The sequence below is a fragment of the Ralstonia mannitolilytica genome, assembly GCF_905397375.1.
Taxonomy (GTDB): domain Bacteria; phylum Pseudomonadota; class Gammaproteobacteria; order Burkholderiales; family Burkholderiaceae; genus Ralstonia; species Ralstonia mannitolilytica.
Genome location: NZ_CAJPVG010000010.1, coordinates 29,363 through 47,986, shown reverse-complemented (window position 1 = coordinate 47,986; position 18,624 = coordinate 29,363). Strand labels below are relative to the sequence as shown.

General features: G+C 61.7%; 31 protein-coding genes. All 31 read right to left on the bottom strand.

The window, feature by feature from the left end; all coding sequences use genetic code 11:
• Positions 1–108: 108 nt before the first annotated feature.
• The 31 genes from rpsK to KHN96_RS17390 all read right to left on the bottom strand — a co-directional run bounded on the left by rpsK (position 109) and on the right by KHN96_RS17390 (position 18,610).
• Complete coding sequence (rpsK, locus tag KHN96_RS17540) at positions 109–510, bottom strand: 30S ribosomal protein S11 (protein ID WP_011002900.1); 402 nt, start codon at positions 508–510, stop codon at positions 109–111.
• A 24-nt stretch (positions 511–534) separates the two neighbouring features.
• A complete protein-coding gene (gene rpsM / locus KHN96_RS17535; protein ID WP_045785041.1) occupies positions 535–900 on the bottom strand; it encodes a 30S ribosomal protein S13 in 366 nt (121 codons plus the stop codon).
• Positions 901–921: 21 nt separating this feature from the next.
• Positions 922–1,038, bottom strand: coding sequence for a 50S ribosomal protein L36 (gene rpmJ / locus KHN96_RS17530; protein ID WP_003264141.1), 117 nt, complete (start codon positions 1,036–1,038; stop codon positions 922–924).
• A gap of 30 nt (positions 1,039–1,068) precedes the next feature.
• Positions 1,069–1,287: a translation initiation factor IF-1 gene (gene infA, locus KHN96_RS17525; protein ID WP_003264140.1), complete on the bottom strand. Its 219-nt coding sequence runs from the start codon at positions 1,285–1,287 to the stop codon at positions 1,069–1,071.
• Between the two features lie 26 nt (positions 1,288–1,313).
• The gene (gene secY, locus KHN96_RS17520; RefSeq protein WP_062739453.1) at positions 1,314–2,636 is read right to left on the bottom strand and encodes a preprotein translocase subunit SecY; all 1,323 of its coding nucleotides are present in this window, start codon (positions 2,634–2,636) and stop codon (positions 1,314–1,316) included.
• A gap of 57 nt (positions 2,637–2,693) precedes the next feature.
• Positions 2,694–3,125 carry a 50S ribosomal protein L15 gene (gene rplO / locus KHN96_RS17515; protein ID WP_024977880.1) on the bottom strand — a complete coding sequence of 144 codons (432 nt, stop codon included), beginning with the start codon at positions 3,123–3,125 and terminating at the stop codon, positions 2,694–2,696.
• An 18-nt stretch (positions 3,126–3,143) separates the two neighbouring features.
• Positions 3,144–3,326, bottom strand: coding sequence for a 50S ribosomal protein L30 (gene rpmD / locus KHN96_RS17510; RefSeq protein WP_006576229.1), 183 nt, complete (start codon positions 3,324–3,326; stop codon positions 3,144–3,146).
• Between the two features lie 22 nt (positions 3,327–3,348).
• Positions 3,349–3,867 carry a 30S ribosomal protein S5 gene (gene rpsE / locus KHN96_RS17505; RefSeq protein WP_013211230.1) on the bottom strand — a complete coding sequence of 173 codons (519 nt, stop codon included), beginning with the start codon at positions 3,865–3,867 and terminating at the stop codon, positions 3,349–3,351.
• 21 nt (positions 3,868–3,888) lie between these two features.
• Positions 3,889–4,245: a 50S ribosomal protein L18 gene (gene rplR, locus KHN96_RS17500; protein WP_009241896.1), complete on the bottom strand. Its 357-nt coding sequence runs from the start codon at positions 4,243–4,245 to the stop codon at positions 3,889–3,891.
• Positions 4,246–4,256: 11 nt separating this feature from the next.
• Entirely contained in the window at positions 4,257–4,790 is a 534-nt protein-coding gene (rplF, locus tag KHN96_RS17495; RefSeq protein WP_045785043.1) for a 50S ribosomal protein L6, read from the bottom strand.
• 12 nt (positions 4,791–4,802) lie between these two features.
• Positions 4,803–5,198 (bottom strand): 30S ribosomal protein S8, encoded by a 396-nt coding sequence (gene rpsH, locus KHN96_RS17490; RefSeq protein ID WP_003271376.1) that lies wholly within the window; start codon positions 5,196–5,198, stop codon positions 4,803–4,805.
• A gap of 27 nt (positions 5,199–5,225) precedes the next feature.
• Positions 5,226–5,531: a 30S ribosomal protein S14 gene (gene rpsN / locus KHN96_RS17485; protein WP_003264132.1), complete on the bottom strand. Its 306-nt coding sequence runs from the start codon at positions 5,529–5,531 to the stop codon at positions 5,226–5,228.
• A gap of 9 nt (positions 5,532–5,540) precedes the next feature.
• Positions 5,541–6,083, bottom strand: a complete 543-nt coding sequence (rplE, locus tag KHN96_RS17480; RefSeq protein WP_045785044.1) for a 50S ribosomal protein L5 — start codon at positions 6,081–6,083, stop codon at positions 5,541–5,543.
• Positions 6,084–6,109: 26 nt separating this feature from the next.
• Positions 6,110–6,418: a 50S ribosomal protein L24 gene (gene rplX, locus KHN96_RS17475; protein WP_045785045.1), complete on the bottom strand. Its 309-nt coding sequence runs from the start codon at positions 6,416–6,418 to the stop codon at positions 6,110–6,112.
• An 11-nt stretch (positions 6,419–6,429) separates the two neighbouring features.
• Positions 6,430–6,798, bottom strand: a complete 369-nt coding sequence (gene rplN, locus KHN96_RS17470; RefSeq protein ID WP_003264129.1) for a 50S ribosomal protein L14 — start codon at positions 6,796–6,798, stop codon at positions 6,430–6,432.
• Between the two features lie 266 nt (positions 6,799–7,064).
• A complete protein-coding gene (rpsQ, locus tag KHN96_RS17465; RefSeq protein WP_045785046.1) occupies positions 7,065–7,334 on the bottom strand; it encodes a 30S ribosomal protein S17 in 270 nt (89 codons plus the stop codon).
• Complete coding sequence (rpmC, locus tag KHN96_RS17460; protein ID WP_004634481.1) at positions 7,331–7,525, bottom strand: 50S ribosomal protein L29; 195 nt, start codon at positions 7,523–7,525, stop codon at positions 7,331–7,333. Before rpmC ends, rpsQ begins: the two co-directional genes overlap by 4 nt.
• 12 nt (positions 7,526–7,537) lie before the next feature.
• Complete coding sequence (rplP, locus tag KHN96_RS17455; RefSeq protein ID WP_003264123.1) at positions 7,538–7,954, bottom strand: 50S ribosomal protein L16; 417 nt, start codon at positions 7,952–7,954, stop codon at positions 7,538–7,540.
• 2 nt (positions 7,955–7,956) lie between these two features.
• Positions 7,957–8,748 carry a 30S ribosomal protein S3 gene (gene rpsC / locus KHN96_RS17450; protein WP_045785047.1) on the bottom strand — a complete coding sequence of 264 codons (792 nt, stop codon included), beginning with the start codon at positions 8,746–8,748 and terminating at the stop codon, positions 7,957–7,959.
• 9 nt (positions 8,749–8,757) lie between these two features.
• Positions 8,758–9,087, bottom strand: coding sequence for a 50S ribosomal protein L22 (rplV, locus tag KHN96_RS17445; protein ID WP_003271370.1), 330 nt, complete (start codon positions 9,085–9,087; stop codon positions 8,758–8,760).
• Between the two features lie 9 nt (positions 9,088–9,096).
• Complete coding sequence (gene rpsS / locus KHN96_RS17440; RefSeq protein ID WP_045785048.1) at positions 9,097–9,372, bottom strand: 30S ribosomal protein S19; 276 nt, start codon at positions 9,370–9,372, stop codon at positions 9,097–9,099.
• A 21-nt stretch (positions 9,373–9,393) separates the two neighbouring features.
• Positions 9,394–10,224 (bottom strand): 50S ribosomal protein L2, encoded by an 831-nt coding sequence (gene rplB, locus KHN96_RS17435; protein ID WP_045785049.1) that lies wholly within the window; start codon positions 10,222–10,224, stop codon positions 9,394–9,396.
• 2 nt (positions 10,225–10,226) lie between these two features.
• Positions 10,227–10,541 carry a 50S ribosomal protein L23 gene (gene rplW / locus KHN96_RS17430; RefSeq protein ID WP_004634476.1) on the bottom strand — a complete coding sequence of 105 codons (315 nt, stop codon included), beginning with the start codon at positions 10,539–10,541 and terminating at the stop codon, positions 10,227–10,229.
• Positions 10,538–11,158, bottom strand: a complete 621-nt coding sequence (gene rplD, locus KHN96_RS17425) for a 50S ribosomal protein L4 (RefSeq protein WP_045785050.1) — start codon at positions 11,156–11,158, stop codon at positions 10,538–10,540. Before rplD ends, rplW begins: the two co-directional genes overlap by 4 nt.
• Positions 11,159–11,169: 11 nt before the next feature.
• Positions 11,170–11,823 (bottom strand): 50S ribosomal protein L3, encoded by a 654-nt coding sequence (gene rplC, locus KHN96_RS17420; protein WP_115044104.1) that lies wholly within the window; start codon positions 11,821–11,823, stop codon positions 11,170–11,172.
• A 285-nt stretch (positions 11,824–12,108) separates the two neighbouring features.
• On the bottom strand, positions 12,109–12,423 hold the full coding sequence (rpsJ, locus tag KHN96_RS17415) for a 30S ribosomal protein S10 (protein WP_003264110.1): 315 nt from the start codon (positions 12,421–12,423) through the stop codon (positions 12,109–12,111).
• 104 nt (positions 12,424–12,527) lie between these two features.
• A complete protein-coding gene (tuf, locus tag KHN96_RS17410; protein WP_045785052.1) occupies positions 12,528–13,718 on the bottom strand; it encodes an elongation factor Tu in 1,191 nt (396 codons plus the stop codon).
• An 80-nt stretch (positions 13,719–13,798) separates the two neighbouring features.
• Positions 13,799–15,910: an elongation factor G gene (gene fusA, locus KHN96_RS17405; protein ID WP_045785053.1), complete on the bottom strand. Its 2,112-nt coding sequence runs from the start codon at positions 15,908–15,910 to the stop codon at positions 13,799–13,801.
• A gap of 114 nt (positions 15,911–16,024) precedes the next feature.
• A complete protein-coding gene (rpsG, locus tag KHN96_RS17400) occupies positions 16,025–16,495 on the bottom strand; it encodes a 30S ribosomal protein S7 (protein ID WP_006576502.1) in 471 nt (156 codons plus the stop codon).
• Positions 16,496–16,680: 185 nt separating this feature from the next.
• Complete coding sequence (gene rpsL, locus KHN96_RS17395; protein ID WP_003265519.1) at positions 16,681–17,058, bottom strand: 30S ribosomal protein S12; 378 nt, start codon at positions 17,056–17,058, stop codon at positions 16,681–16,683.
• Between the two features lie 298 nt (positions 17,059–17,356).
• A complete protein-coding gene (locus tag KHN96_RS17390; protein WP_062739618.1) occupies positions 17,357–18,610 on the bottom strand; it encodes an MFS transporter in 1,254 nt (417 codons plus the stop codon).
• Between the last annotated feature and the right edge of the window lie 14 nt (positions 18,611–18,624).

Below are 18,624 nucleotides of genomic sequence, written 5' to 3'. Positions count from 1 at the left end.
TGAAAAGACGAAACCCGCCTTCCAGAACAATCCGGAAGACAGGCAAGCGGGCAAGTATAGCACCCGCAGACCGACCTCGCCAGCAACTGGCGCGGCCGGCCGAATCACTTAGATGCGACGGCGCTTCGGCGGACGGCAGCCGTTGTGCGGCACCGGCGTCACATCCTCGATCACCTGAATCTTGATACCCAGGTTGTTCAGTGCGCGCACGGCCGATTCACGACCCGGGCCCGGGCCCTTGATGCGCACTTCCAGGTTCTTGATACCTTGGTCCTGCGCCACGCGGCCAGCACTCTCAGCAGCCACCTGAGCGGCGAACGGCGTCGACTTGCGCGAGCCCTTGAAGCCCTGGCCACCCGACGTCGCCCACGACAGGGCATTGCCCTGACGGTCGGTGATCGTGATGATCGTGTTGTTGAACGACGCGTGAACGTGCGCGATGCCGTCGGCGACGTTCTTGCGAACCTTCTTGCGCGCGCGCTGGGCGGCGGTATTCGCTGCTTTTGCCATAGTTCCTATCCTTTACCCGACGGATTACTTCTTGAGCGCAACGCCGGCCTTGCGCGGACCCTTGCGGGTACGGGCATTGGTGCGGGTACGCTGACCGCGCATCGGCAGGCCCTTGCGATGGCGCACGCCACGATAGCAGCCCAGATCCATCAGGCGCTTGATGTTCATCGTCGTTTCACGGCGCAGATCGCCTTCGACGGTGAACTTGTTGACTTCGTCACGCAGCTTTTCCAGGTCAGCGTCCGTCAGGTCCTTGACCTTCTTGTCGGTCGGGACACCGGTCACCTCGCAAATCTTCTGAGCGCGCGAGCGGCCGATACCGTACACAGCCGTCAGGCCGATCACGGTATGTTGGTGGTTGGGGATGTTGACCCCTGCGATACGTGCCATTCGTCAATCCTCTTTGCGAAATTAGCCTTGGCGCTGCTTATGACGCGGGTCCGACGAGCAGATCACACGCACCACGCCCTTGCGCTTGATGATTTTGCAGTTGCGGCAAATGCGCTTAACAGAAGCCAGCACTTTCATGATTTTCCTCTTCCTTCAATTCCAGTCCGCTCACTTCGCCCGGAATACGATGCGCGCGCGGGACAGATCATACGGGGTCAATTCGACCGTCACCTTGTCCCCGGGCAAGATGCGGATGTAATGCATTCGCATCTTGCCGGAAATATGGCCTAACACTACGTGGCCGTTTTCCAGTTTGACGCGGAACGTCGCGTTGGGGAGGTTTTCCAGCACCTCACCCTGCATCTGGATCACGTCGTCTTTAGCCATGTCCCTTCAGCTTCGTGCGACCGCTCCTAGCGGAGCGTCAAGTTACCCTTGAAATTCGCCTTCTTCATCAAAGACTCGTACTGCTGAGACATCACGTAGGACTGCACTTGCGCCATGAAGTCCATCGTGACCACCACGATGATCAACAGCGACGTCCCACCAAAGTAGAACGGCACATTCCAGCGCAGCACCAAGAACTCCGGCAGCAGACACACCAGCGTGATGTAGATCGCACCCGCCAGGGTCAGACGCACCAGAATCTTGTCGATATACCGCGTGGTTTGCTCGCCCGGACGAATACCCGGAATGAACGCCCCACTCTTCTTCAGGTTATCTGCAACCTCGCGGCTGTTATAGACCAGCGCGGTGTAGAAGAAACAGAAGAAGATGATCGCCGCCGCATACAGCAGGATGTACACCGGCTGACCCGGCGACAGCGTTGCCGCCAGATCCTTGACGAACCGTGCAACCGGATTCGTCGAGTTGCCGGCCGTAAACCAGCCCGCGATCGTGGCCGGGAACAGAATGATCGACGATGCGAAGATCGGCGGAATCACCCCGGCCATGTTCAACTTCAGCGGCAGATGCGACGACTGACCGCCATAAATCTTGTTACCAACCTGCCGCTTGGCGTAGTTGACGAGGATCTTGCGCTGGCCGCGTTCGATGAACACCACCAGATACGTCACCGCGCCAATGATCGCCACCACCAGGATCGCGGAGAAAATCCCCATCGAACCCGTGCGCACCAGCTCAAACAGCCCGCCGATCGCGTTGGGCAGACCCGCTGCGATCCCGCCGAAGATGATGATCGAGATGCCGTTGCCCAGACCACGCTCGGTGATCTGCTCACCCAGCCACATCAGGAACATCGTGCCCGTCACCAGCGTGATCACCGCGGTGGCACGGAACATCAGGCCCGGATCCAACACCAGGCCCGGCTGCGCCTCGAGCGCCACGGCAATGCCGAGCGCCTGGAAGGTTGCCAGGACCACCGTACCGTAGCGCGTGTACTGCGTGATCTTGCGCTGGCCGGCCTGACCTTCCTTCTTCAACGACTCCAACTGCGGCAGCACGATCGTCAGCAGCTGCATAATGATCGACGCCGAGATGTACGGCATGATCCCCAGCGCAAACACCGTGAACCGCGACAGCGCACCGCCGGAGAACAGGTTGAACATCCCGAGGATGCCGCCCGACTGCCGTTGGAAGAGCTGCGCCAGTTGATCCGGATCGATACCCGGCACAGGAATGTGCGCGCCGATCCGGTACACCAGCAGTGCCAGCACCAGGAACATGAGCCGACGGCGAAGATCGCCGTACCTGGCCGTGTTCTTGGCCTGGGCCATCACATTAGGTTTCGCCGTGGCCAAACGGATGCTCCGTCAGTGTGAAACAGCAGGCGATTAAGCCAGCGAGCCACCAGCTGCTTCGATTGCGGCCTTCGCCCCAGCCGTTGCGCCGATACCCTTCAGGGTCACCTTCTTGTCGATTTCGCCCGACAGGATCACCTTGGCGCTCTTGACCATCTCGCCCACCAGGCCGGCTTGCTTGAGGGACAGCAGATCGATTTCCTCGATCGGCAGCCCCGCCAGGTCGCCCAGACGCACTTCAGCGGTGAATTCCTTGGTCAGCGAGGTGAAACCACGCTTGGGCAGACGACGATGCAGGGGCATCTGGCCGCCTTCAAAGCCGACCTTGTGGAAACCACCCGAACGCGACTTCTGACCCTTGTGACCACGGCCAGCCGTCTTGCCCAGGCCCGAGCCAATACCGCGACCAACGCGGCGCTTGGCGTGCTTGGAGCCGGCTGCCGGCTTCAGGTTATTCAGTTGCATGCTCTTCTCCGTCTTCCCTTAGCCGATGACCTTGACCAGGTAGGACACCTTGTTGATCATGCCGCGCACTGCGGGCGTGTCCTGCAATTCGGACACCGAGTTCAGGCGGCGCAGGCCCAGACCACGCACCGTAGCGCGATGGTCTTCGCGCGTGCCGATCAGGCTGCGCACGAGTTGGACTTTCACGGTTTTCTGCGACATATCGTTCACCTATCCCTTCGGCTTAGCCGAGGATCTCTTCGACCGACTTGCCACGCTTGGCAGCAATCTCAGCCGGGGTGCTCATCTTGCGCAGGCCGTCCAGCGTTGCGCGCACCATGTTGTAAGGATTGGTCGAACCGTGCGACTTGGTCACGATGTTCGTCACGCCCATCACTTCGAAGATGGCGCGCATCGGACCACCGGCGATCACACCAGTACCGTCCTTTGCAGGCATCATCTGCACCTTGGCGGCGCCATGCTTGCCAACCACTTCGTGCTGGAGCGTACCGTTCTTCAGCGGAACCTTAACCATCTTGCGACGGGCTTCGTCCATTGCCTTCTGCACGGCCACGGGCACTTCCTTGGCCTTGCCTTTGCCCATGCCGATACGGCCGTCGCCGTCACCCACCACGGTCAGTGCGGCGAAACCGAGAATACGGCCGCCCTTGACCACCTTGGTCACGCGGTTGACCGCGATCATCTTCTCGCGAAGACCGTCGTCGCGTTCGTCCCCTTGGACCTTCGGTTGAATTTTTGCCATGACGATATCCTCTATGCCGGCTTAGAACTTCAGGCCAGCTTCGCGTGCCGCGTCAGCCAGTGCCTTCACGCGACCGTGATAACGGAAACCCGAGCGATCGAACGCCACGGCTTCGATGCCGGCAGCCTTCGCCTTCTCGGCGATACGCTTACCCACCAAGGTGGCGGCAGCGGTGTTGCCACCGTTGCCGTTCAATTCCTTGCGGACTTCGGCTTCCGCCGTCGAGGCCGAAGCCAGGACCTTGGTGCCGTCTTCCGAGAAGACCTGCGCGTAGATGTGCAGGTTCGTACGGTGCACAGCCAGACGGGCGACGTTCAGTTCCGCAATCTTCAGGCGGGTCTGACGTGCACGGCGCAGACGCGAGTCATTTTTGTTCATGATGTGCACCCTTACTTCTTCTTGGTTTCCTTCAGGATCACACGCTCATCGGCGTAGCGCACACCCTTGCCCTTGTACGGCTCAGGCGGGCGATAACCACGCACTTCAGCGGCGACCTGACCAACTTTCTGCTTGTCCGAACCCTTGATGATGATTTCGGTTTGCGTCGGCGTTTCCGCCTTCACGCCTTCCGGCATCTCATGGATCACGTCGTGCGAGAAACCGAGTTGCAGCTTCAGGGCGTTGCCCTGAACCGAAGCACGGTAACCCACGCCGACCAGGTTCAGCTTGCGCTCGAAACCCGTCGTCACACCCTTCACCATGTTGGCCGTCAGGGCGCGCATCGTGCCTTGCAGCGCATTGGCTTCACGCGACTCGTCTGCGGGCGAGAACGTGATCGTGCCGTTGTCGGTGTTGACCTTGACCAGCTCGTGAATCGGCTGCGACAGGGTACCCAGCGGGCCCTTGACGGTCAGCAGACCACCAGCGAAATTGACTTCGGCGCCCTTGGGCAGCGCGATGGGAGCCTTACCTACGCGAGACATGGTTCCCCTCCCTTAGGCGACGTAGCAAATGACTTCGCCACCGACACCGGTTGCGCGGGCACGGCGGTCCGTCATCAGACCCTTCGGGGTCGAGATGATGGCAACGCCCAGGCCGTTCATCACTTGCGGGATTTCGTTACGGCCCTTGTACACGCGCAGACCAGGCTTCGAGACGCGCTCCAGGCGCTCGATGACCGGACGGCCGGCGTAGTACTTCAGACCAATCGTCAGGGTTGCCTTGCCACCCTGCTCGGTCACGGCGAATTCGTCGATGTAGCCTTCGTCCTTCAGGACCTTGGCGATTGCCACCTTCAGCTTCGACGACGGCATGACCACCGACGCTTTTTCCACCGCTTGCGCGTTGCGGATACGCGTCAGCATATCGGCGATCGGATCGCTCATGCTCATACTGTTTCTCCTGTAGCCTGTGCGTGATTACCAGCTGGCTTTCGTCAGACCCGGGATCTCGCCCTTGAAGGCGATTTCACGGAGCTTGTTACGCGCCAGGCCGAACTTGCGGAACGTACCGCGGGGACGACCGGTGATCGAGCAGCGGTTGCGCTGACGAGTCGGGTTCGCGTTGCGCGGAAGCTGCTGCAGCTTCAGACGCGCTTCGTAACGCTCTTCTTCCGACTTGCTTTGGTCGGCCACGATGGCTTCGAGAGCGGCGCGCTTTTCAGCGTACTTGGCCACGAGCTTGGCACGCTTCTTCTCGCGTTCGATCAGAGACAATTTAGCCACGGTAACCCCTTAATTACGGAACGGGAACTTGAATGCGTTGAGGAGCGCCTTGGCTTCCTCGTCGCTCTTCGCCGTCGTGGTGATGCTGATGTTCAGGCCACGCAGCGCGTCGATCTTGTCGTACTCGATCTCGGGGAAAATGATCTGCTCTTTCACACCGATGTTGTAGTTGCCACGACCGTCGAACGCCTTGCCGGACACACCGCGGAAGTCGCGCACACGCGGCAGCGACACGGTGATGAAGCGGTCCAGGAATTCGTACATGCGTTGGCCACGCAGCGTGACCATCGTGCCGATCGGGTAACCCTGGCGGATCTTGAAGCCGGCGATAGCCTTGCGGGCTTTCGTCACGACAGGCTTCTGGCCCGCGATCTTGGTGAGGTCGCCGGTGGCGTGCTCAATGACCTTCTTGTCATTCACAGCCTCGCCAAGACCCATGTTCAGGGTGATCTTGGTGATGCGCGGCACTTCCATCACGGACTTGTAGCCGAACTGCTTGATCAGTTCGGGCACAACCTTTTCTTTGTAAAACTCTTGCAGACGCGCAGTCATGCTCAACTCCTCTCTCTCGCCCAGAATCAAGCGCCGACGGCAGCACCGGTGGTCTTCAGTACGCGCGTCTTCACGCCACCTTCGACCTTGATGCCGACGCGCGACGGCTTGCCATTGGCATCCACGAGCGCAACGTTCGAAATATGGATGGGCATGACCTTGTCGACCACACCACCCGTGGTACCCAGCATCGGGTTCGGGCGCACGTGCTTCTTGGCGACGTTCACGCCTTCCACGGTCACGTGCTCGCCGAGCACAGCGAGCACGGTACCTTGCTTACCCTTGTCCTTGCCGGTGCGGACGATGACGCGATCGCCCTTGCGAATCTTGTTCATGCGGCCTCCGATTACAGCACTTCCGGCGCGAGCGACACGATCTTCATGAAGCGCTCGGTACGGAGTTCGCGAGTGACCGGCCCGAAAATACGGGTGCCGATCGGCTCAAGCTTGGTGTTCAGCAGCACGGCGGCATTGCCGTCGAACTTGATGAGCGAGCCGTCAGGACGGCGCACGCCCTTGGCGGTACGCACCACCACGGCGTTATAGATGTCGCCCTTCTTGACGCGACCACGCGGGGCAGCATCCTTGACGCTGACCTTGATGATGTCGCCGACGCTGGCGTAGCGGCGCTTCGAACCGCCCAGCACCTTGATGCACATGACTTCACGCGCACCCGTGTTATCGGCCACTTCGAGCCGGCTTTCTGTCTGAATCATGGTGTTCTCGTCCCAACTTAATTCGCCAGGCACACAATGCGCGGAGGCGATCAGTCTTGGTCCCGCCGGCCGCTGGCATTGCGCCAGCCGCGATTGGGTTGATCAACTTGAAGTCGGTAGCTGCCCGACGGCGAGCGCCGCCCGGCCCATTCTTTTTTCCCTCGACCCGAGCCGACTGCGATGCAGCCGACACCCTTACAAAGGGAAAGACCGAGATTATATCACATAATCTCGGTCTTGCAACAGCAAACTGCTTCGCTGTTGTTTTAGATCACGCGTGCAGCTTCAACCAGACGCGACACCACCCACGACTTGGTGCGCGAGATGGGGCGCGATTCCGTGATCTCAACCTTGTCGCCTTCGTTGTACTGGTTGGCTTCGTCGTGCGCATGGTACTTCTTGGAGCGCACCACGTACTTGCCGTACAGCGGATGCTTGACGCGGTTTTCGACCAGGACCGTCACGGTCTTGTCCATCTTGTTGCTGACAACGCGACCGACGAGCGTGCGCTTCAGGGACGTTGCGGCTTCAGTCATTTCTGGTTCCCCTTCTGGCCCAGCACGGTGCGGACGCGCGCGATGTCACGACGCACCTTCTTCAGCTGGCTGGTGTTCTGCAGCTGTTGCGTCGCCTTTTGCATGCGCAGGCCAAATTGAGCCTTCAGCAGCTCGGAGAGCTCCTGGTTCAGCCCGGCGACATCTTTGTCGCGCAGTTCGGATGCTTTCATGGTGTGTGCTCCTTACGTTCCGACCTGACGCACCACGAAGCTGGTCGCGATCGGCAGCTTGGCAGCCGCCAGGCGGAACGCCTCGCGTGCCAGTTCTTCACCGACGCCATCCATTTCGTACAGCATCTTGCCCGGCTGAATTTCAGCCACGTAGTATTCCGGGTTGCCCTTACCGTTACCCATACGGACTTCGGCAGGCTTCTTCGAGATCGGCTTGTCCGGGAAAATCCGGATCCAGATGCGGCCGCCACGCTTGATGTGACGGGTCATCGCACGACGGGCCGACTCGATCTGACGTGCCGTCAGACGGCCGCGGCCCATCGCCTTCAGGCCGAACTCGCCGAAAGAGACCGCATTACCGCGCGTTGCGATACCCGTGTTGCGGCCCTTCTGCTCCTTGCGGTACTTCCTACGCTTCGGTTGCAGCATGTTTATTCTCCAGTCTTGGCGTCGGCGCCACGACGGGCACCTGCGCCAGCACCGCGGCGCTGACCAGCCGGACGGCCCTCGCCCTCACGGCGGCGACCTTCCGGGCGACCCGGACGGCGACGGCGCTCATCTTCCTTCGGCTCTTCCACGACGGGCGCATCGTTGCGGCCCAGATGGTCGCCCTTGTACACCCACACCTTGACACCGATGATGCCGTAGGTGGTTTCCGCTTCGGAGAAGCCGTAGTCGATGTCGGCGCGCAGCGTGTGCAGGGGCACACGGCCTTCGCGGTACCACTCGGTACGGGCGATTTCGATACCGTTCAAACGGCCCGAGCTCATGATCTTGATGCCCTGGGCACCCAGGCGCATCGCGTTCTGCATTGCGCGCTTCATTGCGCGGCGGAACATGATGCGGCGCTCGAGCTGCTGCGTGATCGAATCGGCGATCAGCTGTGCATCGACTTCCGGCTTGCGGATTTCTTCGATGTTCACGTGCACAGGCACACCCATGCGACGCTGCAGCTCGGCCTTCAGCAGTTCGATGTCCTCGCCTTTCTTGCCGATCACCACGCCCGGACGCGAGCTGTAAATGGTGATACGTGCATTCTTGGCCGGACGCTCGATGACCACGCGGCCCACCGAAGCGTTCTTCAGCTTCTTCTTCAGAAACTCGCGAACCTCGATGTCTTCCTTGAGCATGTCCGCAAACTGGGTGTTGCTGGCGTACCAGCGCGATGCCCAGTTACGGCTGACAGCCAGACGGAAGCCAGTCGGATGAATCTTCTGTCCCATCGTGACCCCTTAGTTGCCCAGCGTCACAGTGATGTGACAGGTTTGTTTCTCGATGCGGTTGCCACGGCCCTTCGCACGTGCGGTGAAGCGCTTGAGCGACGTTGCCTTGTCGACGTAGATCGACTTGACCTTCAGCTCGTCGATGTCGGCGCCTTCGTTGTGCTCGGCGTTCGCGATGGCGGACTCAACCACCTTCTTCACGATGCCAGCCGCCTTTTTCGGGCTGAACGTCAGCACGTTGAGCGCGCGCTCGATCGGCAGACCGCGGATCTGGTCAGCAACCAGACGCGTCTTCTGTGCGGAGATACGGGCGCCGCGATGAATCGCTTTAACTTCCATGATTGCCCCTTATCGCTTCGCTTTCTTGTCGGCAGCGTGGCCCTTGAACGTGCGCGTCAGCGCAAATTCACCGAGCTTGTGGCCAACCATGTTTTCCGTGACATACACGGGAACGTGCTGACGGCCGTTGTGGACGGCGATCGTCAGGCCGATGAAGTCCGGCAGAATGGTCGAGCGACGCGACCACGTCTTGATGGGCTTCTTGTCCTTGCTGCTCACCGCCGCTTCCACCTTCTTCAGCAGGTGGGCGTCGATGAACGGACCTTTCTTTACGGAACGAGTCATTTCTTAGCTCCTACCTACCGATTAACGCTTGTGGCGGCGCTGGACGATCATGCTGTCCGTGCGCTTGTTACGACGGGTGCGGTAGCCCTTGGTCGGCGTGCCCCACGGGGACACCGGATCACGGCCAGCTGCGGTACGACCTTCACCACCACCGTGCGGGTGATCGATCGGGTTCATCACCACACCACGGACGGTCGGGCGGATACCGCGCCAACGCGTCGCACCGGCCTTGCCGATCTGGCGCAGGCTATGCTCTTCGTTGCCGACTTCACCGATGGTGGCGCGGCACTCGATGTGCACGCGACGCACCTCACCCGAGCGCAGACGCACTTGAGCGTAGATGCCTTCGCGAGCCAGCAGCACGGCGGACGTACCGGCCGAGCGGGCGATTTGTGCGCCCTTGCCCGGCAGAATCTCCACGCAGTGGATCGTCGTACCGACCGGGATGTTGCGGATCGGCAGGTTGTTACCGGCCTTGATCGGCGCTTCCGAGCCGTTGGCGATGGCCTGGCCGACCACGGCGCCCTTCGGGGCGATGATGTAGCGGCGCTCGCCATCGGCGAACAGGACCAGCGCGATGTTGGCGCTGCGGTTCGGATCATATTCCAGGCGTTCGATCTTGGCCGGAATACCGTCCTTGTCGTTACGCTTGAAATCGACCACACGATAGTGGTGCTTGTGACCACCGCCCTTGTGACGGGTGGTGATGTGGCCGTTGTTGTTACGGCCCGACTTCTGGATTTGCTTTTCCAGCAGCGGAGCGTACGGCGCGCCCTTGTGAAGGTCGGGATTGACGACCTTCACCATCGAGCGGCGGCCCGGCGATGTCGGCTTGGTTTTGACGAGTGCCATGATTACTTGGCCTCCGCTTCAAAATTGATTTCCTGACCCGGCTTCAACGAAACGTAGGCCTTCTTCACGTGGTCACGACGACCCATGAAGCGACCGAAGCGCTTTTGCTTGCCCTTCTGGTTCAGGATCTGGACGGACTCGACCTCGACCTTGAACAGCAGTTCGACGGCAGCCTTCACTTCGCCCTTGTTGGCGTCGCGGGCCACTTCGAACACGACCTGCTCGTTCTTCTCGGCCACCAGGGTTGCCTTTTCAGACACCACAGGTGCCAGCAGCACCTGCATCAGGCGATGGTCGTTCTTGGCAACTTGCGTCATTTCAGCAACTCCTCGATCTGCGCGACGGCGCCCTTCGTCACGAGCACCTTCTTGTAGTGCACGAGCGACAGCGGATCGGCGTGACGCGGCTCAACCACGAGCACGTGCGCCAGGTTGCGCGATGCCAGGAAGAGATTTTCGTCCAGGTTATCGGTAATCACGAGCACCGAATCCAGGCCCATGGCGCGGAACTTATCGGCCAGCAGCTTGGTCTTCGGGGCTTCGACGGACAGGCTGTCAACGACGTTGATGCGGCCTTCGCGGGCAAGCTGCGAATAAATCGAGCGCATGCCGGCGCGGTACATCTTCTTGTTGACCTTCTGCGAGAAGTTTTCTTCCGGGCTGTTCGGGAAGATACGACCACCCCCACGCCACAGCGGGGAGGAGCTCATACCTGCACGGGCGCGACCCGTACCCTTCTGGCGCCACGGCTTCTTGGTCGTGTGCTTGACCTCTTCACGATCCTTCTGCTTACGGTTGCCGCTGCGCGCGTTGGCCTGGTAAGCGACGACGATCTGGTGAACGAGGGCCTCGTTGTAATCACGGCCGAACACTTCCGGCGAGGCAGCAACACCCGCGCCGAGTTGACCGTTGTCCTGGAGCAGCTTCAGTTCCATGCGTTTGCTCCTTATGCCTTCTTGGCGCGAGCCTTCACGGCCGGCGTGACGATGACTTGACCGCCCTTGGCACCCGGGATGGCGCCCTTGACCAGCAGCAGCTTGCGCTCTGTGTCGATGCGGGCGATTTCCAGGTTCTGGACGGTACGGGTGACGTCACCCATGTGACCGGTCATGCGCTTGCCCGGAAACACACGGCCCGGATCCTGCGCCATACCGATCGAGCCCGGCACGTTGTGCGAACGCGAGTTACCGTGCGACGCGCGGCCCGACGAGAAGTTGTAACGCTTGATGGTACCGGCGTAGCCCTTACCAATCGTCACGCCCTGGACGTCGATCTTCTGACCGACTTCAAACAGGTCGACGCTGATGTTCGCGCCGGGCTGGAATTCTGCGGCACGAGCGGCATCCACTCGGAATTCTTTGATGACTTCGCCCGCTTCCACACCGGCTTTGGCGAGATGACCCGCCAGCGGCTTGGTGACGCGGCTGGCACGGCGGGTGCCGAAGGTGACTTGAACCGCGGTGTAACCGTCGGTCTCGTCCGTCTTGATTTGCGTCACGCGGTTGTCGCCGACCTCGAGCACGGTGACGGGAATCGAATCGCCGTCGTCCGTGAAAATACGGGTCATGCCAACCTTGCGACCTACAAGGCCAAGGCTCATGGTTTGCTCCATTCCCAGCTGCGATTGGCCGGGGCTGATTGATACTACGAATCTTGAACTGGGCCGCGCCTAAAGAGACAGCGCACGACCAAATGGCCAGCCCACTCCCCTTTACTAAAGGGGTAGCCCTACACTATATCCCGGTTACGGACAATCCGCAAGCACGATTGGCGGATTCCCGTCCGGGCGTCGCGCACGGAACAACATTCTTGGCAAAAAGCAAAACGGCGAGCACCTGGCTCGCCGTCCGTGCCCGTTGCCGGCGAACCGGCAGCGTTGTCTTGCTTACTGCAGCTTGATCTCGACGTCCACGCCGGCCGGCAGGTCCAGCTTCATCAGCGCGTCGACAGTCTTGTCGGTCGGATCGACGATGTCCATCAGGCGCTGATGCGTACGGATTTCGAACTGGTCGCGGCTGGTCTTGTTGACGTGCGGCGAACGCAGGACGTCGAAACGCTGGATGCGGGTCGGCAGGGGCACCGGGCCCTTGACGATCGCGCCGGTGCGCTTGGCGGTCTCGACGATCTCAGCGGCCGACTGGTCGATCAGGCGATAGTCGAAAGCCTTCAGGCGGATACGGATCTTTTGGTTCTGCTGCATGATGTTTCCTTAAAGAGCGTGGCGGCCAGGCCGCCGGAAGATGGAAAGAGCGATAACCCGACGATGCGCCGCGCCCTTTGGCAGCAGCGGCGCATCAGTCCGCCTTACTCGATGATCTTGGCGACGACGCCGGCGCCGACGGTACGGCCGCCTTCACGGATGGCGAAGCGCAGGCCTTCTTCCATGGCGATCGGGGCGATCAGCTTGACGGTGATCGACACGTTGTCGCCCGGCATGACCATTTCCTTGTCCTTCGGCAGCTCGATCGAGCCGGTCACGTCGGTCGTACGGAAGTAGAACTGCGGACGGTAGTTGTTGAAGAACGGGGTGTGACGACCGCCTTCGTCCTTGGACAGGATGTAGACCTCGCCCGTGAAGTGCGTGTGCGGGGTGATCGAACCCGGCTTGGCGAGCACCTGGCCACGCTCGACGTCTTCACGCTTCGTGCCGCGCAGCAGGATACCGACGTTGTCGCCTGCCTGACCTTGGTCGAGCAGCTTGCGGAACATTTCGACGCCCGTGCAGGTGGTCTTCTGCGTGGCCTTGATACCGACGATTTCGATTTCCTCGCCGACCTTGATCACGCCGCGCTCGATACGGCCGGTCACCACGGTGCCGCGGCCCGAGATCGAGAACACGTCTTCCACCGGCATCAGGAACGTGCCGTCCACGGCGCGCTCCGGCGTCGGGATGTACGAGTCCAGCGCGTCGGCCAGGTTCATGATCGCCACCTCACCCAGCTCGCCCTTGTCGCCTTCCAGCGCCAGCTTGGCCGAGCCCTTGATGATCGGGGTGTCGTCGCCCGGGAATTCGTACTTCGAGAGCAGCTCGCGCACTTCCATTTCCACCAGCTCGAGCAGCTCGGCGTCGTCCACCATGTCGCACTTGTTCAGGAAGACGATGATGTACGGCACGCCAACCTGGCGGGCCAGCAGGATGTGCTCACGCGTTTGCGGCATCGGGCCGTCCGCGGCCGAGCACACCAGGATGGCGCCGTCCATCTGGGCGGCACCGGTGATCATGTTCTTGACGTAGTCGGCGTGGCCCGGGCAGTCAACGTGCGCGTAGTGGCGGTTGGCCGTTTCGTACTCGATGTGTGCGGTGTTGATCGTGATGCCGCGTGCCTTTTCTTCCGGCGCTGCGTCGATTTCGTCGTACTTCTTCGCTTCGCCACCGAACTTGCTCGACAGCACGGTCGCGATCGCTGCGGTCAGCGTCGTCTTGCCGTGGTCAACGTGACCAATCGTCCCAACGTTCACGTGCGGCTTGGTCCGCTCGAACTTTTCCTTTGCCATGTCAGCTCCTCAATTCGGAATCAGCTAATTACTAGATATGGATCGGGGCGACCGCACGTGCGGTCGCCCAAACACGTTGATTACTTCGTACCCTTGGCGGCCATCACGGCTTCGGCGATGTTCTTCGGTGCCTCAGCGTAGTGCTTGAATTCCATGGTGTACGTGGCGCGGCCTTGCGTGGCCGAGCGCAGCGCGGTCGAGTAACCGAACATTTCCGACAGCGGGACTTCGGCCTTGATGATCTTGCCGCCGCCTGCCATGTCGTCCATGCCCTGCACGATGCCGCGGCGGGACGACAGGTCGCCCATCACGGTACCGGTGTAGTCTTCCGGCGTTTCCACTTCCACGGCCATCATCGGCTCGAGCAGCACCGGGCTGGCGCGGCGCATCGCTTCCTTGAACGCCATCGAGCCAGCCATCCGGAACGCGTTTTCGTTCGAGTCCACGTCGTGGTACGAACCGAACGTCAGCGTGACCTTCACGTCGACGACCGGGAAGCCGGCCAGGACGCCCGCAGTCAGCGTGTCTTCGATACCCTTCTGCACTGCCGGGATGAATTCCCGCGGAATCACACCGCCCTTGATGGCGTCGACGAACTCGAAGCCCTTGCCAGGCTCTTGCGGTTCCAGCGTGATCACTGCGTGGCCGTATTGGCCGCGGCCGCCCGACTGCTTGACGAACTTGCCTTCGACGTCGGTTGCCGTCTTGCGGATCGTTTCGCGGTAGGCCACCTGCGGCGCGCCGATGTTGGCTTCCACGCCGAATTCGCGCTTCATGCGGTCGACCAGAATTTCGAGGTGGAGCTCGCCCATGCCCGAAATGATGGTCTGGCCCGACTCTTCATCGGTCTTCACGCGGAACGACGGATCTTCTGCAGCCAGGCGGTTCAGCGCCAGGCCCATCTTTTCCTGATCGCCCTTGGTCTTCGGCTCGACGGCCTGCGAGATCACCGGCTCCGGGAACACCATGCGCTCCAGCACGATCGGCGCGCTCGGATCGCACAGCGTGTCACCCGTGGTCGCGTCCTTCAGGCCCACTGCCGCAGCGATGTCACCGGCCAGCACTTCCTTGATTTCTTCGCGCTGGTTGGCATGCATCTGCAGAATACGGCCCAGACGTTCCTTCTTCTGCTTGACCGGGTTGTACACCGTGTCACCCGAATTGACCTTGCCCGAGTAGACGCGGAAGAAGATCAGCTGGCCAACGAACGGGTCGGTCATGATCTTGAACGCCAGCGCCGAGAACTTTTCGTTGTCGTCAGCCTTGCGCTCGAGCTTCTTCTCGTCGTCGTTCTCGTCCACGCCCTTGACCGGCGGAATGTCGACCGGCGACGGCAGGAAGTCGATCACGGCGTCGAGCATGCGCTGCACGCCCTTGTTCTTGAACGCGGTGCCGCACAGCATCGGCTGGATTTCGCAGGCGATGGTACGGTCACGCAGCGCCTTGACGATCTCGGCACGGGTCAGCTCTTCGCCGCCCAGGTACTTTTCCATCAGCTCTTCGCTGGCTTCGGCCGCGGCCTCCACCATCTTCTCGCGCCATTCCTCAGCGGTGGCTTGCAACTCGGCCGGGATGTCCTTGTATTCGAACTTCACGCCCTGGCTGGCTTCGTCCCAGATGATGGCCTTCATTTCCAGCAGGTCGACGACGCCCTGGAAGCCGTCTTCCGCGCCGATCGGCACCACGACGGGCACCGGGTTGGCCTTCAGACGGGTCTTCAGCTGGTCATAGACCTTGAAGAAGTTCGCGCCGGTACGGTCCATCTTGTTGACGAACGCCAGACGCGGCACCTTGTACTTGTTGGCCTGACGCCAGACGGTTTCCGACTGCGGCTGCACCCCGCCCACCGCGCAGTACACCATGCACGCGCCGTCCAGCACGCGCATGGAACGCTCCACCTCGATGGTGAAGTCCACGTGGCCCGGGGTGTCGATGATGTTGAAGCGGTGCTCGGGGTAGTTGCCCGCCATGCCCTTCCAGAAGGCGGTGGTGGCAGCGGACGTGATGGTGATGCCGCGCTCTTGCTCCTGCTCCATCCAGTCCATGGTGGCGGCGCCATCATGCACTTCACCGATCTTGTGGTTCACACCGGTGTAGAACAGGATCCGCTCGGTCGTGGTGGTCTTGCCGGCGTCGATGTGAGCAGAAATACCGATGTTACGGTAGCGCTCAATGGGGGTCTTACGAGCCACGGTTAATCCTCAGATTCGTCAACGGGGCGCCGGCAATCGCCAAGCGCCCCTAATACAAATGGGCGAGATGTGCGCACACAGCCCGCCCAGCAACCAACAACGTTGTCGCGTCGCTTAGAAGCGGAAGTGCGAGAACGCCTTGTTGGCTTCGGCCATGCGGTGCACTTCGTCGCGCTTCTTCATCGCGCCGCCGCGGCCTTCTGCAGCTTCGAGCAGCTCACCAGCAAGACGCAGGGCCATCGACTTCTCGCTGCGCTTCTTCGCAGCTTCCCGCAGCCAACGCATCGCCAATGCCAGACGACGCGACGGCCGGACTTCGACCGGCACCTGATAGTTGGCACCGCCAACACGGCGGCTCTTCACTTCGACCACCGGCTTCACGTTGTTGATTGCAACGCTGAAGACTTCGATGGGCGCCTTGCCTGCTTTCTTCTCGATCTGGTCGAACGCACCGTAGACGATACGCTCAGCCACCGACTTCTTGCCGTCCAGCATCAGGACGTTCATGAACTTGGCGACTTCCACATTGCCGAACTTCGGGTCCGGCAGAATTTCCCGCTTGGGGACTTCACGACGACGTGGCATCTTCTTTCCTTCTTCAGTTCAGTTGAGAACCGCTTCGGTTCTCCGGCCACCAACTAGCTTGTCTTCCAACAATCTGAGCCGGGTGACCACTTACTCGACGGTGCCAGTGCGATCAAAAAAACGCACCGTTGTACCGCCTGCTCATGACAAGACCGTGACCGCAGATGCGGCGCGATCCTCGCAGCTTAGGCTGCCTTCGGACGCTTCGCGCCGTACTTCGAGCGCGCTTGCTTACGGTCCTTGACGCCTTGCAGGTCAAGGGAGCCGCGCACGATGTGGTAACGCACACCCGGCAAGTCCTTCACACGGCCGCCGCGGATCAGCACGACGCTGTGTTCTTGCAGGTTGTGGCCTTCACCGCCGATGTACGAAATGACTTCGAAACCGTTGGTCAGGCGCACCTTGGCGACCTTACGCAGTGCCGAGTTCGGCTTCTTCGGCGTCGTGGTGTACACGCGGGTGCACACGCCGCGACGCTGCGGGCAGTTCTCAAGTGCCGGGCTCTTGCTCTTCAGCTTTTCCGAGACGCGGGGCTTGCGAACCAGTTGGTTGATGGTTGGCATTGTTCAATCCAGCTTGGTTTTTGAAAAATCGCCGGCTCACATAACGTGAACGCCTCATTTATGAGGCGGACGGCGCAATCGGGTTTTATGGAAGTGGCGAGCAGAACGCTCTGGGAAGAGGACCTGCGGGAACAGATCAAGACCAAAGAGCGCGAGCCCGTCTGGTTCAGATGCCTTGCACGGCGCTTTGCCGGGCACGGACGTGCGGAGCCAGAAGCCAAAAACTCGAATCTGGCACTATAGCCGGGTGTCTTGCAAGCGTCAAGCGCGCTACCGCTCTGGCAGCGCGGTGTGCCGATCAGCACCCCCGGTGTGTCGCGTGGGCAGCACGGCGTGCGGACTCCGGCCACAGGAAGGCCAGTGCGGCGGCGGCCACGAAACCAAGCGCGAGGACCGACACGCCGACCCAGCCGACCCGGTCCCACGTCGCGCCCGCAAGCCCGCCGCCTGCCGCAGCGCCAAAAAAGAATGCCCCCGTATAGAGCCCGTTCACTCGTCCGCGGATTTCGGGCGGCAGCGTGTTGACGGTGTACCGGCCCAGCGCCTGGTCGCCGATCGCGCCGAAATCCAGCAGCAATGCCGCCGCCGCCAGCATCGTCAGCGCGACGGGAACGCCCAAGCCGGGCACGAGCGCCGACGCCAGCGCCAGCAGCAAGCCGGCCGCCGCAATGCCATGGGCGAGCAGCGTTCCCACGCGCACCAAGCCACGATCCGCCAGGCGGCCCGCCACGGGCGCGGCGACCACCCCCGCCGCGCCGCACAGCGCAAAGACGCCGATGCCGCTCTGCGACAGGTGGAACGGCGCCGCCGCCAGCCGGAGTGCCACAGCCGTCCAGAACAAGGTGAACGCGGCCATGAGCAGCGCCTGGGTGGCAGCGCGGCGTCGCAGCACGGGCTCGGCGCGCAACAGGCATCCGTATGAACGCAGCAGCGCGCCGTAAGACAGCGCGCGCGGCGGCACGAAGGTCGGCATCACGCGTGGCAGCACGACCGCCAGCGCGACAATCGCCACGGCGGAGGCGCCGTAGTACGCCCGCCACCCCCACTGCGCGGCGATCAGGCTCGCAGCCGGTCGCGACAGCAGGATACCGAGGTTCAGGCCGATCATGATGTCGCCGAGCACGCGGCCGCGCCGGTGGTCGCCCGCCAGGCGCCCGGCCAGCGCAATCAACATCTGGATGACGGTCGAGGTGACGCCGATAGCGAAGGCGGCCAGCATCAGCACCTGCCCGCTGCGCGCGACGGCGGTCAGCGCGAGCGACGCCACGGCGCCCCACAGCGTGCGCGAGACTAGCGCGCGGTTGTCCTGCAGGTCGGTCAACGGCATCAGCAGCAGCAGCCCGATGCCGTAGCCGACGAGCGTGGCCGTCACCAGCAGCCCGGTGGCGGCCGTCGTCCATCCGATGCTGGCGGCAATCTCGGCGACGAGCGGCTGTATGCCGAACAGGTTCACGACGATGAGCCCGACGGCGGCGGCAAACAGCGGCGTGGCGCCACGGGGAAGCGCGTCGGCGAGGGGCGTGTTGGGAACGGCTGGGGCTTCGGTGGTCATGATGCGCGGGACGA